Raw genomic sequence first — 17,373 nt, forward strand, 5'->3', positions numbered from 1 at the left:
TAATGTTATATGATTTCTACTTACATAAAATATAATCTGAAAAGATAAAATTAAAAATAATTTTACTTATAATGGTCATATAAAACTCTTATTTTGTCAGACAATTAAGTAACTCTCTATAACGAGAACTAAAATTTAGAAATTATTTCAATTCCCTATGAAACAAGAAGTACATATCAACAGACCTTTAAACTTTAATAGTTTACCCGCTAGAGAATTTGAAGAAATGGTATATCATTATTTCAAAGACCGAATTGAAAAAGGTTTTTATAAGAATGTTTATGACAATGCAGTATTATCATCAGGTGTTGGTGAAAAAGGAACAGATTCCATATTATTTCTTAATGGAAAGGTTAAAGCTATAGTTCAATGCAAGAGGCTTCAAAAAAATATTGGAATTAATCTTGTCCTATCAGAAGTCTTAAAATTTTTATTATATCATATTCTTGAAGTTAAACAAAATAACAAAACATCTTCTTCATTGATTTATGATATAGAAGATTTTACATACTTCATAGTTGCTTCAAAAGACTTTACTCAAAAGGCTAAAATCTTCTTAGCTGATTTCAAAAATAAATGGCAAACACAAGATGTGCAAAAACTATTAAAAAAGGAGTTAACTGCCAAATCATTTAAAAGTCTAAAGATTGAAAACATTCTTCCTTCTATTGAAGAACTTTTGAATAAACTAAATATAAAAATGATAAGTGCTGTTGATTTAGATATGCGAATTCGATCAAATACCGATATTATGAGTCGCTATTTCACAGAAATAAAATTCAGTCCTACAATCGTTGAAAAGAAAAACACTTTATCTGATGAACAACTCATATCTAAAGCTAAATTTATTTCGAACGATATCACAAGAGTAAAGGCATATTTCGGAAAGGATGAAACACTCAATATTATAAGACCCGTAAGAAACTCAATTATTAATTGGGTTTTAAAAGATCTCAATGAAAACGAAATGAATATCGCTGTTGTTTCTGGAAATGCTGGTATGGGAAAAACTGTTGTAATTTCACAGGTTTATGATAAATTGATTGAAGACAATATTCCTGTTTTATCGCTTAAAGCTGATAGATTAACGTTTACTACGATCAAGGAGTTAGAAGATAAACTAGATATAGAAACTAGTTTCCTAGATTTCTTTACTAAATTTATTGGCGAGCACAAAACAGGCGTTCTTCTTATTGATCAAATTGATGCGCTATCGCAAGCGCTGTCTTCTAATATGAAACCACTTCGTTTTTACGATAATTTGATTCAAAAATTTATTGGGAATCCAAAAGTAAAAATCATACTATCTACAAGAATCTATGATTTAAATTACGATCCGATTATTTCTAATTATAAAGGAAAGAAAGAGTTTATAATTAAAGAATTGGATAAAAATACGCTTTTAGAAATTTTAGAAAAGTCTGATATTAAGAATATTAGTCAATTCTCTGATTCATTCTTAAAATTGCTAGCTGTTCCGCTTCATTTAGATGTTTTTCTTAAGATATATTCGGCAGAATTAAAATTAGATGAAATTAAAAGTTTGCAAGACTTATATAATCAACTATGGAAATATAAAATTCTTTTAAAAAATGGCGCAAAGCATACTCATCTCAAATCTTCTAGAATTACAAAATTGATATATGAGATTGCTGTAAAAATGTACGATACGCAACAAATAAATATACCTGAATTGTACTTTGAAGATTCCTATTATGATGAACTAAATTATCTGAAATCCGAAGGGATTATTAAAGGAGAAGATAAAATAGAGTTTTTCCACCAATCATTTTTTGATTATTCATTTGCTCGAAATTTCGTGAATAATGATATCAATCTCACGGAAGATATTACATCAAGACATCAAGGTTTATTTATACGCTCAAAAGTAAAACAAATCATTAATTATATTAGAAATGTTGATCCTGATAAATACAGCGTGAATGTTATTGAGCTTTTGGAAAATAAAAGTATTAGGTTTCACTTAAAGCTCCTAGTGATACAACAAATAGCTTTTCAAGATGAGCCAAATATTCTAGAACAAAATATCGTAAAAGAAATTATTCTAAAAGAAAAACTATTAAAAGATGCTTTTTTGTCTTCTTACTTAGGTAAAGGTTGGCTTACCTTCTTTATAAAAAATGAAATATTCCGAACAGAAATAGAAGCAGGCATTGAGATTTCTAAAGATCAAATTATTGATGTTTTCAAGCGATTCATTTTTACAGACCAAAATGATATTTTACTAGAATATTACCAATCATTGAAAAATTCTGATATTAAAGATGAACTTATAATTGATTATTTATGGAGAATAATAGAGGTAAAGAATCCTTTGGCAATTGAATTGATTGAAAATGTATTTAAAAGAAATCTTGATTTTCATAAAGAATATTGGTTTCATTCTATTTTGGAAAATGCGGTTAAAAACTTTCCTGAATGGGTAAAAAATCAAGTCATTTCAAATACCAAAATAAAAAAAGGAACTTCTTATAAAGATCGAGAAGATTATTTCTTTTCAAAAAATCACGGTAGTCAGCTTTACGAAACATTTTGGAAAACACACTCTGATATTGCTTACAATCTTGTTAAAACAATCATTGGAGAGATTATAACTAAAAGAAGTTATGAACTTCAAGGAATAATATTTTATGACCAAGCATTTGAATCATATAATGGAAAAAATGATAGTTTTCATCCTCATTATGAGCAGTTGAATGAACTAGTAGATTATTTAAAAGAAACTTTCCTAAATAATACTGATTTTGTCAAAAATGAAGTTAACTATTATTTAAATTCAAACTACAATACTCATATTATCATTGCTCTTAGTATTATTAATGAATTTCCTGAATTTCTTATAGAAGAAGCTTATTCTTATTTTTCTGATTTAAAAAAATTCACAGTGTCGTTCCGCTTTGATGAGTATCTAAATTATTTACTTTTGGATACATTCGGTAAGGCGTATCATTTGTTTACAGATTCACAAAGAAATTATTTAAATAGCCATATAATTCCTAACTTTTATAAAGATTATGAAGTTAGACTCATCATCAGAGATAATGGAGAAAAAGTTAAAAATAAATTTTATGGCTATACAAAATATGAGTTATTAGTAAGTATTAAAAATAATGGCAACATTCATAACAAGAGACTTTTAAAAAAATATCAAGAACTACAACGAAAATTTGGAGAAATTGAAATAAAAGAGCCTAAAGAGACACTTGTTTTTGTTAATCGTGATGTATTGGAAGATGCTAATTACAATAGTTTCAGTGATGAAAACTGGAAAGCAAGCTTCAAAAAGTATACTCATAAAAATAAAAGCTTCAATAATTGGAAACATCCTTCTGAATTTGAACATGAAAGAAAATTTTCAGCTTATGTATCTGAGAATCCGAAAAAATACTTATCTCTTATTGAAGAAATCATATTTGATGATTCTATTTCCACTACTTATGTAATTAGTGGCTTGGAAGGCTTAAAAAATGGACAAATAGAAGTTGATAAATTATTTGATTTGTTTTTAAAAACTATTACTCAAAGAGATATTAATAATGACTATGATAAGTCATCTCTAATTAGGTTAGTTAGTTATTTTCCAAAACATAAAAAGATTTACCTTGAAGTATTAGAGTTTTTAAAAGAAAATGCTTTACATGGAGACGAAGGAAAAATAAATACTGAAAATATTTTTAATACTGGGATTAGTTCAGTCAGAGGTGCTGCGGCGAACGCACTTATTGACTATTCTTTTTCAGAAGATACTTTTGATTTTATATGTTCAACTTTAGAACTTTTAGTTGATAATATACGTCCGTCAACAAGAGCTGCTATAATCTATGAGTTACAATATTTAATTCGTCATGACAAAGACAGAATCTTAAACCTATTCCTTAATTTATCAAAAGATTTTCATTCTGGAATTCTAAAGGTTTCCATAAACCCATTACAATATTTAATTCATCACGGTTTTTCTCAGTTAATTGTTTTTTTTGAGCAAGCATTGAAAGTTAAAGAAGCTGATAATGAAATAGGATTATTAATTACCATTGGATTTTGCAATAACTATAAAGGCTCAGAGCAATTATTGAATGATTTTATTATTCATAACAAACCAAATAGCTGTGTAAAAACTGCTTTAGAGTTTATTGAAAAAGAATCAAAAATTAGTGGAGCATTAAAGATTGTTAATCGATTTTTAGATATAGATGATGAAGAACTTGGAGGAATTTACAATCGAGCTTTTTATCATATGAATCCCAAAATCTTTACAGATATTGAAGAGTTTCTTGAAAATTATGTTATTTCTGAAGTAGGTAGATATAGAGAATATCCTTTCTATGATTTTCTACAAAAATCTACTAACGATTATCCTCATAAGTGTATTGCACTGGCTGGGAAATATAAAACACACTTAGCACCTGATATTACAAAACGTCATGTGCAAAATGAACCTTTAAAAGTTATTATAAATGCCTATAATGCTATACGAGAATATGATAAAAAGAATAGATCTTTAGAAAATGCAATGGATATTTTTGATGATATTTTACAGAATGATAAATACAGAGATTCATCAGCGTTTGAAGTGTTGCGGGATATTGATTCTTATTGATGTTCTCTTCAATAAGTTTTTATATGATTTATGCACTAGATAGCAAGAAAAGCTTTAAAAGCTATTAAGTTTCAGAAAAACTATAATCAGATTCTGTAAAAACAACTTTCTTATATGCATTATTCCATTGACTATTGAAATGTTGGTTTATCTGTTTGAAGAACTCTGTTTCTTTACCATTTCTTATTTTCTCAATTTTGAGCTGAAGAGAGCGAGTTGCTATCCTTTCATGCAAATATAATCCCATTACAAAATAATCTTTGAAGCCTATTAAGGACGCGGATATGAAGTCGTCATGCACTTTTACCATCAAGTTATCTTTATTTTTTATTTTTTTCCATACACTATGTATATAATTTAAATTTGCATGAATACTCATTTGGAAATATTTTTGTGAGTAATTCAATGTTCTAACTCTTTTTTCTATTGCTTCACTTGATTTTGGATCAAATAAAATTATTTTAAACTTACAATTTCTATTATCAATAGCATCGATAAAAAGATTGGGTTCGATTGCTTCATCTAAGAAAGGAATCCAAATTTTTAAAATCTTTATTTCTGCATCTTGTGCTTCTATAATTCTGTCTCTAAGATGTTCTGGATCTAAATAAGGAAAAGCATCTGAGATACCATTACTCAAAATATTATCATAAGATTTAGGAAGAGATTTTCTGACTATATTAGCTACTTCTTCCTTGATTCCTATTTTGTTTATTACTCTTTCAACCTCATGAGACATTTCATGAACAAATAACCTTCTCAGAGCTAATTCATAAACAAATAAAATAGGTGTAATTGTAATACATAAAACACCTATCTCATGAACAATTTTGGCACATGTCTTAAAATTAGAGTTAAAAGAAGAAATATTAGATATAGCTAATAAAACAATACCCACTAATAGTATAATCAATAAAGCTTTCCATAAAATAGGGTTCATTCTTAGTAAACTTCTGATACCTTTCTTAGATTCCATATTATTATAAATTAAATTATCATCAAATTACAACATTTTTAGAAAACGATTTTACGGTTTTCCTTAATGAGGTCTTGAAAAAACATCACCAATTTTCAGCTAATTTTTTTAGATTTAAATAAATCTGTGATAAAAATGGAATTGCGTTTTTATCCCAGTTCGTAGAATTTTTCCTGATAATTTTGGAACATTTATTTAATGATCTTGAGATTTCTTTGCAATTTATTACAAGGTGTTTATTCCCAATATTAAATATTTCTGGTAAATTCTTATAATATTCAACTTTTTCCTTTATAAATCCTTTAAATTCCTCTGCTAATTTTAAACTTTCTCCATTTTGAACTTTTTTAAAATAAATATTTAAATATTCTAAGTCTTTATTCACAACCCTTTTCGTATACTCAATAAATATCTTGTAATCATTTTGTAGCAGCTCTATTTGCTGAAGAACCCATTTAGAATCTTTTGCTCTTGGATTTAATTGTAAATATTTTTTAAACATCTCTATTGCATGGATAAAATAGTTATTTGCCTCATACATCAATGCTAAATTGAATATTATATTGTAATCATTTGTATAAACAATTGACAATTCTTTGAAAACATCTTTTGCTTCTCTATAATTTTCCTTGTTAACACTTTCAATTCCTTCATTAAATCTCGTATATTGTTTTTTACTTAAATCTATTGATATTGGTGTTTTCTTTGGAGTATACTGTTTAAAAAATCGTTGAAATGCTCTTGTTAATTCTAATTCATTTTTAGCATTTAGATATTTCCCTCCTGATCTTTCTGCTAAATATTGTAAATCACGTTCAGCTTCAGATCCTGGTTTAATATCAAAGCCAATAGTATAATATCTAACTATAATTTGTTTTTTGAAAAATGTGTTTTTTGAAAAATATGAAGCACCTTTTGCATATACATTAGATGGTCGTATTTTACTGCATGATGATACTCCATCGCTCAATACAATTAATTTAGCGACGCTATTACTTCCTTTTTGTGTTACATAATTCTGAAATCTTTGCGTGGCTGCATCAATGGCTTCTTTTAAGGGAGTACCTCCATTAGGATTAGAAATTGTATTGATAGAGTTTTGCACAAATTGTATGTTACTACTAAAACCTAGTGATTGATTTGCTGTTGGATCACTAATACAACCTCCTGAAAAAGTTAGAAACCCCACTTCTTGAACAATTTCCTGATTATTTTGCATTGAATTTAAGCTATGAATGGCAGCTTCTTTTGCTTCTTGTATTTTTGGTTTTCCGCTTATTCCTCTTTTTGCCATACTTCCAGAGCGGTCTATTAGAAATAGAGTATAAGAAATATCTTTATCAAATTTTTCGCAAGGGTTTTCTAAACAAGGATAATCCGTATCTAGAATGTTATAATTATTACCCCATGCGATATCTCCATGGGGTTGTATATCAAAAAAACTATGCTCAGATTGGGGAAATATACTCATAAGGCTTGTTTGGCCAAAATTATAAGTGCCTCCTTTTTTGGTTATACTCGGATCAATAATATTACAACCTCGTAAGGTATCAGACTGAACACTTATTACTTCTATAATACCCGCACTGCTTAGTATTCGTTTTTTTTCACCTTCGCATAGATATATTCTTCTTATTGTTTCGTATTCTCCCCCTTTCTTAACTTTATGGAGGAACTTAGCGTTTTGCGCGGGATTATGATAAATATTAGCTATTTGATTTTGCAATTCCCACTCCATCCCATCCTCGTCAATAAATATGCTGCCCGATTTTCTAATAAGCATACCTTTTGCAACTTTATTATATTTATTCCTATTCAGGTGAGATTCTTTATTGAGAACGAAAATTGAACCAGATATTTCTATGTCTTGATCTGTATTTACATTGAGATACATTTTGTATTCTCCACTTTCTCCTTGAAATTGATCACGAAGATCGTTTACAACATAAGTAACGTTATTTTTTTCTAGTACAAAAACTATCTTTTTGTAAACTATCGGATATTTTTTTGGAAGTAAGATGTATGCTGGTAGAGCATAAATATTTCCGTATATATAGTTGAATCCATTTATTTTTATCTTTTTAACACTAATATCAAATCGATCTCCATGCTCTAAATTCACAGTCATGCCATTAGTAAGAGAATCAATTAGTTCTGCATGAGGTTGACTATATGTAACAAATGATATTAGTAAACTATAAAATACGATTATCGATCTCATCTTAGTTTCCTTTAAGTTTTCCTAAATACTTATCAAACTCTTCTTTCCCTATACTATATTGCTCATAATCCAAATCATTATATATTCTTGATAAAAGCTGTTGTATACTACCTAAGCGCTTTACTGATAACGGATGTGAGGTGTAAATAGTTTCTAAAATCTGTTTTGCTAACATATTCATTCCTTCATTACTCGCATTTTTTAACATGTCTCCATCTACATTCCCATCTAATGATTCTAGCAAATCCAAGGCGTTAGTTGTCACTTTATTAAGAAATTTTTCATCTTTAGTCTTATTAACCATAATTTGCCAAAACTTTTTAGCCTCTCTCACATCATAACCTGCATTATACATATAAAGTAGACCAACTCTATCGGATTGTATTTCCTTTTTTTTATCGAATATGTTTATGATATTTTTAGGTGTTGTATATTCTAATACCTGCTCTGATATAGATCCCAAAATACTATTCTCGTCTATGTTAGCTTTTTTCTTGACCTTCTTTTTTAGCCAGCTGATTCCTTTTTTTACAATTTTACTTTCAGAATACTTACTCACTTTGTACCTATCTGCTCCATGCTCATAAGTCACATGACTAATTTCATGCCCTAATACTGCTGCTAATTGCGCCTCATTTTCAATAAGTTTTAAAAGTCCTGTGTTAATGAAAATCATACCGTTAGGAAAAGCTAATGCATTTGGGATATCATTATCAATAACATAAAAGCGAAAAAGTATATTATGTTTTTCAGTATAGCTTTCTTCTTTAGCATATTGAGGAAGAATTCTATTTCCGACTAGATTTATATATCCTTGAATTTCTATATTATCCAGTATCTTATAATTTACTTCTCCTATTTTGATATTACCTTTGTGAAGTCCATAAGAAGGATTAAATGATCCTTTGGGGATGAACGTTACACGATTCAAATTAGATGCATCAAAGCTCTTAGAAACTTCTTGCATCAATTGTTTATCGTTACTTGTATATATATTTTGACATACCGTTATTTTTGAAGCTTCAAATATTCCATCCTCTTTTTGTTCACCAGTAACACTTAAGAAGCTTCCAATTGGAATTTCTGCAAAACTTAAGAAACTTCTACCTTTACTACAATTACATTGTTTACTTCCTTTGCACTTAATCTTAGCGTTATCAGACAAACTGACTTTTCTACCATCTATATACGCAATATCTTCTTCTAGTATTTCAAATACACCATCAAAATTATCGTCATTCTCTTCACTTTTCGGAATTTTCATCTTAGTTAAGATACGTTCTCCATTTTCTATGTAAAATGTTATATCCACTGTACTTCCAATGAAAACATCTTCTTTTTTTATAGATTTCCTTTTTCCTTCTACCAACTTAGTTTTATCATTGACTAAAAGACTAAGTTTATCATTATCTACATTAATTATCATAGTTTCATAAGGAGAAGAAAATTCCAAAATGATAACATCTTTCAGCGTTTCTTTTTTTTGACTATGAACCAGCGTACATATCAATAAAAACATGATTAGTAAGCTATATTTAGTAAAAGTGTTAAAGAGTATATTATTTTTCATGGGTTAAAATATTTAGATTTAAATTTTTGTGTTTTAATGACAATTCAAAATTATTCTTGGTTATCGTTAAAAAAGAATTTTGTAATGTGATTGTTACCTCACTATCTTGTTCAAGTAATATTGTACATTCTTTTATTGAGTTTGATATATTTTTATTTTGCATGATATTACTTTCATTTATATAATTATTTTAGCTTCTCAATTTTATAGATTATATCTATAAATAACAATAGGGGAATTCCCTGATATTTTGTTATTCACATGATTATTAACGAATTATTGACTAATTTAGAAGAGTGGTTACTTTCTGTTACATAAACGATATGAGTAGAGGAGTCAAAATATTAATATTTTGTATTTTCTTGTCGAATTACCAACTCAATGCGCAGAATAATCAAATTAAAAACCTATTTAAAGTTGGAGATAGTCTAGTTAGAGAATCAAAGTTAGATAAAGCCAAAGAAATTTATATAGATGCATTAGTATTAGCTAAACGACAAAAGAATGAAACTGGTATTCTAAATTCATATAAAAAATTAGGCACTCTATTTTGGTTAAAAAAAGAGTATTTAATTTCAGAAAAATACTATAAAAAGAGTCTTGAAATAGATTCGACATCCTTAATATCTGCTTATTGCTTCAATGCTATTGCATTATTAAAAAGGAAACAACATTTAACGGATAGTACTAACTATTATTTGGAGAAAGCATTGATTTTATATGAAAATCAACAAACGAAAGAGGCATATAATGTTTTTTTAAACGCAGGAATTATTTATAAAAATCAGCAAAGTTTCCAAAAAGCATTGAATGCATTACTTAAAGCATATAATGGATATAATGAAACGCAAAACTTTAAAAGATTAGCTACGGTTAGTAATGCGATTGCACAAATACAAAAAGATTTAGGTAATAATACAAAAGCTTTAAAATACTACTTTGAAGCTTTATCCTATAGAGAAAAAATTAGTGACACACTAGGTATGTTAATGAGTCATAACAATATAGCTAATGCATATAAAACTCAAAAAGAATATGATGTAGCGTTAGTTCATTATAATAAAGCACTTCAATTCAGTAAGAAGAAAAACAACAAATTAGCATCGATATTATATAATATAGGAACTGTCTATTATTTAAAAAAAGATTTAATTAATGCCAAATCATATTATATAAAAGCATTAGAGTTGAATACAAAAAATAATAATTTACAATCAATGTTTTATAACAGTAATGAGTTAGCTCTTTTATGTATAGAATCTAATGATTTACTACTTGCTAAGAAATACTTAAGTAAAGCAAATTCACTTATTGATAAAATTGAAAATAATGCTGTGATTAACCGTAATCATGAAATAAATGCCAAATACAATCTAAAAATAGGTAACTATAAAAAAGCTTATGACTTTCAAAAAAAATATTCTGATAATTATAAGTCGACTTTCAACGCTAAACAAACGAAGATAGTACAGGAACTACAAGAAAGGTTTGATAGCGAAAAAAAGCAAAATGAAAACCTTAGATTATCTATGCTTAATCAGCGTAATGATTCTCTTATTAATGAGCAAAATAGTAATATCAAAATTAAAAACCTTTTACTCATTATGTCATTGCTAGCACTTCTACTATTGTTTATAGCATATCTATTTTTAGTGCAGCGTCAAAAAAATTTAAAACAGAAACGAGCAGTTGAAAAATTAAAAGCTAATTATAATGGGCAAGAATTAATAAAAAAAATTATTAGTAAGGACTTACATGATATAATCGCTACAAACTTAGATGGAATACGGTTGAAAGTTGAAACTTTAAATTATATAAACGATTCTAAAAAAAGTGAAGCAATAAATGAGATTACAAATAATATCAATGATATTAACCATCAAACACGTTTAATATCACACCGATTGTCTCCTTTACAAGATAAACTAAAAAAGTTTAATTTGTTAGAGATTATTATTAATCAGTTATCAGAATTCCAAATATACAGAGGGATTCAGATACATATAAAAGATACAATTCCAAATGTATTGAATGATATGACACTTGATGCACAAACAAATTTTTATGGCATCTTACTAGAAATCTTAAATAATATAGAGCAGCATTCAAATGCTACATCAGTAACTATTTCTAACAATCTTAACTCTCTTAATGTGTTTAATTTTCATATTATTGATAATGGTATTGGTTATAAAGAATCCAAAACTGATGGAATAGGAATCATTAATATACAACAGCGAGCAAAATTACTTGGAGGCTATTGTGTCATTCAACCTAGTAAAGTTGGGACTGAATTCAAATTAAGTTTTCCTTTAAACAAACATCTTTATGAAAAGTAGTTTAACAATCATGATCATTGACGATTCAATTCTTTTTTCTGAAGGCTTGGAACAGCTTTTAATGTACAATTCATTAGTAAAAAATGTAATATCATGTCATAATTACGAACAAGCAGCTAAAAACCTCGAGAATTCGATTGTAGATATTATATTATTAGACTTAAATTTTGAAACAAACGAGTACGATGGTTTTTCAATTGCGAAATTAATAAGAGAAAGATATCCTAAAATAAAAATAATCATACTCACGCAACATGCAAAAGTAGACTACTATGAAACTCTAATTGAAGACTACAACTTAGATGGATATGTAGACAAGCAATTATCTGCAAAAAATGTCTTTGATGCAATACAAGAAGTATTTAAAGGAAATAAATATGTAGATAAAAATATAACTAAAATGCTGCTTTTAGGAAAATGGTTAAAGCTTTCTAAAAGAGAGAATGAAGTAATAGAATTAATTAGTAAAGGAATCACTCAAAAAGAAACAGCTTTAGAGTTATATATTTCTCCTAAGACTGTAGAGTCCCACCTAAAGAATCTTTGTGAAAGGTTTAATGTGAAAAATAGTGTCGAGTTGATAAATACATATACAAATTATAAAAAATCTAATAGAGAAAATTATGAAAAAACAACAGCTCCATTTCAGCAGAGAAAAATAGAATAATGCTCGTCTGCAGACGAGCATTACAGTAAGTATACTTTTATTCTCTATATAGAATTAACATGAACTAGTCTTCACAAGGTTCAAGTTCTGGGTCTACACATGGCTCTGGTTCTAATTCTTGATCTGGCGGATCAGAAATATTACCATTTGATTGAGTTTGCGTTTGATTTGTTTCCTCTTGATTAATATCATCATCTATAGTACAAGAATTTAAGGTGATACTAAAAATTAAAGAAACGATTAAAAGTCTAAAATTTGTTTTCATTTGACGTGAATTTTTAATGTTAATTTTTAAATTCACGTCTTGCGCAAGACGTTTGCGAAAGCCTATTAATCCGGAGAGGCTTTCTAATCTCAGGACAAACATAGGCTTCAAATCATATTAATTTTTGTCCATGGAACTTCGTGGTTATCCATGGACAAAGACATTGGCAGAATTTGTCAATTATTTTGAAATATTTTAAATAGTTAAAAATGAGTAAGAAGAAACCAAGGTATAATAGAGAGGAAGTGACTGAGTTACTTTTTTTATCCCATAAGATTAAGGAGAAATACAAAAAAGAGGGTGTTATAAAAACTCTAGAAATAATAATATATATATCTGATAATTTTAATGATCTACAAAAGAATGAATGTAGTAAATCAACAATCAAAAGAATTCTTGATTTTGAAAATCTCCCTGTCAATTTAACTGAAGTATCTATTAGTCATCTAGTAAAAAGTATCTGGGGGAAAAGTTTAGGCGGTTTTATAAATGGAGTATACTTAGACCTAGAAGAATTTAAGAAAAGTGAAAAATATGATCGCTTTTTTTTGAAATGGGATAATACAAAATATCATATAAAGGAGAACGAGTACAATTTCCCTGTTGCTGAAATGGAATCTTCTCAAAATAATCAATCAACTTTAAACTCAGGGGAAACTCAACTTTCAAACTCCAATATTTTATTCTTAGAAAGATTAAAGTTTAAAATAGAAAAAGAAAAAATAGAAAAAATATTAGATAAAGAGTATTATTATGAAATTAAAGAATATATAAACTTATTCAGAGACAAGAGGCTAAAGCCAATATTAAGAAATATTATTCTTGATAAAGTAGAAGAGTTGAAAATAGCATTACAAAAACATGAAGAGTCAAATAGTTTTCTAGATAAATTAAATAAGCCATTCAGGAAGTCACAGACGGAACGAACCATAATGAAATCAATACAGAAAGAGTTTAAAGTTAAATTACAAAAATTATACAAAGAAGAATATAAATGATGTTCTTCTTTATCTCCAATCACCAGTTAAGGAAAACATAGCCCAATGACAAAAATGTGATTTCCCTGATATTTCCATAAGTGCAAGCATTGCTTGTTGCATTGCTATGACTTTAGGAAAACCTTCTAAGAGTTTTTTATAAAAAATGGAAAAGAACTCTTTTGCATCTGCATCATCAACTTCCCATAATCCAGTCATTACTGTATTTACTCCGCTTGCAATAAAGGCAGAAGTCAATCCAACTAATTCTTCCCCTGAATGATTTTTCTGTCTTCCAACATCACAAGAAGCTAATGTAACAAAGTTTGTATTCGCACGTTGATTCATTATCTCTTTTGCTGTAAGTACTCCGTCATTTAACTTTAAGCCCGATAAAAACCCATGACCTTTATCTAAATCTCCATGACCAGCAAAATGAATGAAGTCATCTGCTTTTAAAGCTTTGAGAAAAGTCTTTTTGGTAACGTTTTTCCCAAATAAAGCCTCTTTCTTAAAAAGTCTTACTAGCGATAAGACTTCCTCCTCCGCATTTTCTAGATTGTATTCAGGATTTCCAAACAACCCAACGGATTTAAAATTACTGAATATTGTGTTCTTAAATTGTATATATTGCCAAGTAGACAAACTAATATTATAAAACACAGGATTCCGATAAATTAACGGCTTGCCATCAATATGAAGCGAATGCAGTGGAAGGTTTTGCAATTTCCCATAAGGTACGATGCATATAATATCGTCAGGTTGAGTCCACTCTTTCAAAGGAGCTATTAAATCACTAAAACGAGTCCAAAATGTTTCTCCAGGATTATAATCTTTTGTTTTTGATAAATTTATATTTAGATAAAAAGTAGACAAATAATCTTCAAGGTCGGATGTCTTTATGGGAACTTTTGAAAATAAAATTTTTTCTACTTGAGAGCTTATACCATATACATAAATATTATCTTTTTCTATGAAATAGTAGAGGAAGAATAGTTTTTGACCATCTAGTTTTTTTTCGTTATTTCTAATAGACTCTTTCAGATTTGTGATAGATAGTTTTGTTAGTCGCTTTATAGCAGCATATTCATTTGTAATCTTATCATTCAACATCTTTTGATATAACTTATCTAAATCATTTTGAGAATATTCTTGAAACTCATTTAAGTTCTCCTCATATAAATGAGAGATTATATTGTTTTCCTGTAGTAAAAGTGGATGTTTTTTCAGTTCATCATTATTTAACTTATAATTTGTCATACTTATGAGCAGAGATCTTGTTCGCATCTTCTCCAACCATTCTATTGCTTTTGTATAATTCCCTCTTGATTGAAAAAAATGTGTTCCAGAAGAAATAATTTGTCTAGTATCATCTTTGAAAGTAATTGTTGCTTCCAAATTTTCAGAGGAATTAGTTTGATTCGCTTTATGAATCATTCCATCTAAATAAAATGCTATTTGATCCAAGCATTTCTCACCATTTTTCACATATAACAAAACATCATTTGGACTGACTAATTTTCTTGCTAATGGTTCGATATAAGTCAACGCATAGATAAATTGCAATCTCCAAATAAAGTTATTAAGCTTTGATTTTTTTGAAATCGAAATTCCCTCAGATAAAACCTTATTCCCTTTTTCATAATCATTTATATTTTGATTTTTTCTACCTAATTCTAAATATATTGAACCTAGACGATGTGTATTCAGCGCAAATGAATTCAAATGATTTGCTTTCAAATACAAATTAGAAGCTGCTTCAAAACTCTCAATGGCTATTTCAAACTGTTTAATGTATAGCGACAAATTACCTGAGACTTGACATAAATTTCCTTGTAAAGAATATCTGTTTTTAATCCAATGATCAGCATCAAAAAAAGAAATTATTTTTTTTAAATCTTTAGGGACTCCATCAATCGTCGACAACTTTTTATTTTCATTGAATTCTATTAACTTTTGATTGATGTAATTTTGATATTGTTCTAAACTTTCTTGAATCATTCCTAAATTCTCATACATTTTACCAGAATTAATGAAATATTTCTTCGATTGCTTTTTGTCAAGCATTGCCATGAAAGCATAAAGTTGTGCGATTAGAAATGTTTTCCCTACCTCATTTAAATCTTTAATTTTTGAATCAATAATTTTAATTTCTTTTATATTTTTTATGCTACGCTGAGATGTATTATTCACCAAAGTTCCAATAAATAAAACCTGAAAAGTTTCATTCTCAATATTAGATATAATTTTTTCTAAAGTTTCTCCTGCATTATAATAGTCTCCAGAAATATGGAAATCATGAGATTTGTGTAACATCTCTAACTCCGCTTCTAATATAGTTTTATTAACTTTTTTAGGTAAATTTATTTTTTGACTAAATTCTTTCAACAGTTTACCCTGACCTCTATCTTGCATCCATCTTAAAGCATTATTGTAATCATTACGAGCTTCTTGATGATATCCTAACTGCCATAACTTCAATATATTATTTTCTAAGAATTCTATTCCCTCAATAAGTTCTAAATCTAATAAATGATTCCCATATACACTTTCTATTATTTCTGTAGCTGGTAAATATTTATTCTCTTCTAGAAATGATAAAATTTCTTTTATTTCATTAGGAAGCTCTATAGGGTTTCTTATCTCTAAATAGTACTTAGTTCTTAATAGAAACCTAGCTTTCTTTAGGTAAAAAGAAATTTTATTGTAATTTTTGATAGAATTATCTTGAATTATTTTTTCGATAATTTCTAATCCAAATTTTAAATCAGGTATTGGATGTTTCCCTATATAATCAACTAGTATTTCAAGGAAAGAAAGTGACTCACATTGATTAATTTCTTTATATTTCTCATATAAGTTTAATCCATCCTCTATGACTTTTCTTTTTTCTTCTGCATTTAATAAACCTTGATGTAAAAGAATCAAACGCGTTTTTATTTGAATCTTTTTAGCATAAAATACTAAATCGCTATCAGTGCTATTACTGATTACTCTAAAACATTTTTCTAAAATAATTTCACTTTCTTTCCTATTCAGTTTTTTCCTTACAAAATCGTAAAACTCATAGCATAGTTTAGATTTTTCAACTGACTGAATGTTTACAGACTTTTTTAATTGTATTAAGATATCTTCTATATCTAGCCATTCGCTTGCGCTCCTTGCTAGTTTTATCGCTAAAAGTAGGACTTCGTCATCTAAAGGTTTTTCTAAAGCTTTATAAAGCGTATAAAAACTTATATAATCACCTTTTTTGTATAATTCTTGAAGTTTTTCAAAACTATTCATCATCGTCATCTTGAGTGATAAAAAGTTTTGGATTCCCTAGTAATCCTTTTAATTTATCTACTTTTTTATTAAAATCTTCCATTGAAAGGTCAAATCTTAATTTCACTCTTATGGATGGAAATTCAATGATAATTAAACCTTTAGGCTTTTCTTCTTTGAATTGATTTATTATAAGCTTAACCATTGGAATAATGAAATCCTTGGTAATGTATAAAGAACTAGCTACTAACAATACTGGATGAATATCATTTCGAACTTTTTCTTCTCTAGATATCAATTCCGTTTTTATATCAATATTCTTTAATGTAACTTCAAGTTCTTCATAAGATAGATAATCACTGGCTATCAAAACTTTTTGTGTTTCAGAAGTATTCTTTGTTGTCATATTTAGATTCTCTTAAGTGTTAAAAATTCTAATTAGCAAATAAAGGGGAATCACAAACTTTTACTTC

At 27.8% G+C, this 17,373-nt stretch carries 10 protein-coding genes; 4 read left to right on the forward strand and 6 right to left on the reverse strand.

Annotated features, from left to right (window positions below; genetic code table 11):
• Nucleotides 1-157: 157 nt before the first annotated feature.
• Nucleotides 158-4,618: an ATP-binding protein gene (locus IMCC3317_RS08590; RefSeq protein ID WP_160129110.1), complete on the forward strand. Its 4,461-nt coding sequence runs from the start codon at nt 158-160 to the stop codon at nt 4,616-4,618.
• A gap of 64 nt (nt 4,619-4,682) precedes the next feature.
• Here the strand turns inward: IMCC3317_RS08590 and IMCC3317_RS08595 are convergent, their stop codons facing one another.
• From IMCC3317_RS08595 to IMCC3317_RS08605, 3 genes are all read right to left on the reverse strand, one after another.
• Entirely contained in the window at nt 4,683-5,594 is a 912-nt protein-coding gene (locus tag IMCC3317_RS08595) for a hypothetical protein (protein WP_160129111.1), read from the reverse strand.
• Nucleotides 5,595-5,679: 85 nt separating this feature from the next.
• Nucleotides 5,680-7,815, reverse strand: coding sequence for a VWA domain-containing protein (locus IMCC3317_RS08600; RefSeq protein ID WP_160129112.1), 2,136 nt, complete (start codon nt 7,813-7,815; stop codon nt 5,680-5,682).
• Between the two features lies 1 nt (nt 7,816).
• Nucleotides 7,817-9,385 (reverse strand): M48 family metalloprotease, encoded by a 1,569-nt coding sequence (locus IMCC3317_RS08605; protein ID WP_160129113.1) that lies wholly within the window; start codon nt 9,383-9,385, stop codon nt 7,817-7,819.
• A 323-nt stretch (nt 9,386-9,708) separates the two neighbouring features.
• Between IMCC3317_RS08605 and IMCC3317_RS08610 the strand changes: the two genes are divergently transcribed.
• Together IMCC3317_RS08610 and IMCC3317_RS08615 are read left to right on the forward strand one after the other, a co-directional pair.
• Complete coding sequence (locus IMCC3317_RS08610; RefSeq protein WP_160129114.1) at nt 9,709-11,724, forward strand: tetratricopeptide repeat-containing sensor histidine kinase; 2,016 nt, start codon at nt 9,709-9,711, stop codon at nt 11,722-11,724.
• Nucleotides 11,714-12,391 carry a response regulator gene (locus tag IMCC3317_RS08615; RefSeq protein ID WP_160129115.1) on the forward strand — a complete coding sequence of 226 codons (678 nt, stop codon included), beginning with the start codon at nt 11,714-11,716 and terminating at the stop codon, nt 12,389-12,391. The genes IMCC3317_RS08610 and IMCC3317_RS08615 overlap by 11 nt, the downstream gene beginning before the upstream one ends.
• 64 nt (nt 12,392-12,455) lie before the next feature.
• Here the strand turns inward: IMCC3317_RS08615 and IMCC3317_RS08620 are convergent, their stop codons facing one another.
• The gene (locus tag IMCC3317_RS08620; RefSeq protein WP_160129116.1) at nt 12,456-12,656 is read right to left on the reverse strand and encodes a hypothetical protein; all 201 of its coding nucleotides are present in this window, start codon (nt 12,654-12,656) and stop codon (nt 12,456-12,458) included.
• Nucleotides 12,657-12,865: 209 nt separating this feature from the next.
• On the opposite strand from IMCC3317_RS08620, the gene IMCC3317_RS08625 reads away from it, so the two are divergent.
• Nucleotides 12,866-13,654: a hypothetical protein gene (locus tag IMCC3317_RS08625; protein WP_160129117.1), complete on the forward strand. Its 789-nt coding sequence runs from the start codon at nt 12,866-12,868 to the stop codon at nt 13,652-13,654.
• Nucleotides 13,655-13,663: 9 nt separating this feature from the next.
• On the opposite strand, the gene IMCC3317_RS08630 is transcribed toward IMCC3317_RS08625, so the two are convergent.
• On the reverse strand, nt 13,664-16,921 hold the full coding sequence (locus IMCC3317_RS08630; RefSeq protein WP_160129118.1) for a CHAT domain-containing protein: 3,258 nt from the start codon (nt 16,919-16,921) through the stop codon (nt 13,664-13,666).
• Complete coding sequence (locus tag IMCC3317_RS08635) at nt 16,914-17,306, reverse strand: hypothetical protein (protein ID WP_160129119.1); 393 nt, start codon at nt 17,304-17,306, stop codon at nt 16,914-16,916. Before IMCC3317_RS08635 ends, IMCC3317_RS08630 begins: the two co-directional genes overlap by 8 nt.
• Nucleotides 17,307-17,373: the final 67 nt, after the last annotated feature.

The sequence above is a fragment of the Kordia antarctica genome (genome assembly GCF_009901525.1).
Taxonomy (GTDB): domain Bacteria; phylum Bacteroidota; class Bacteroidia; order Flavobacteriales; family Flavobacteriaceae; genus Kordia; species Kordia antarctica.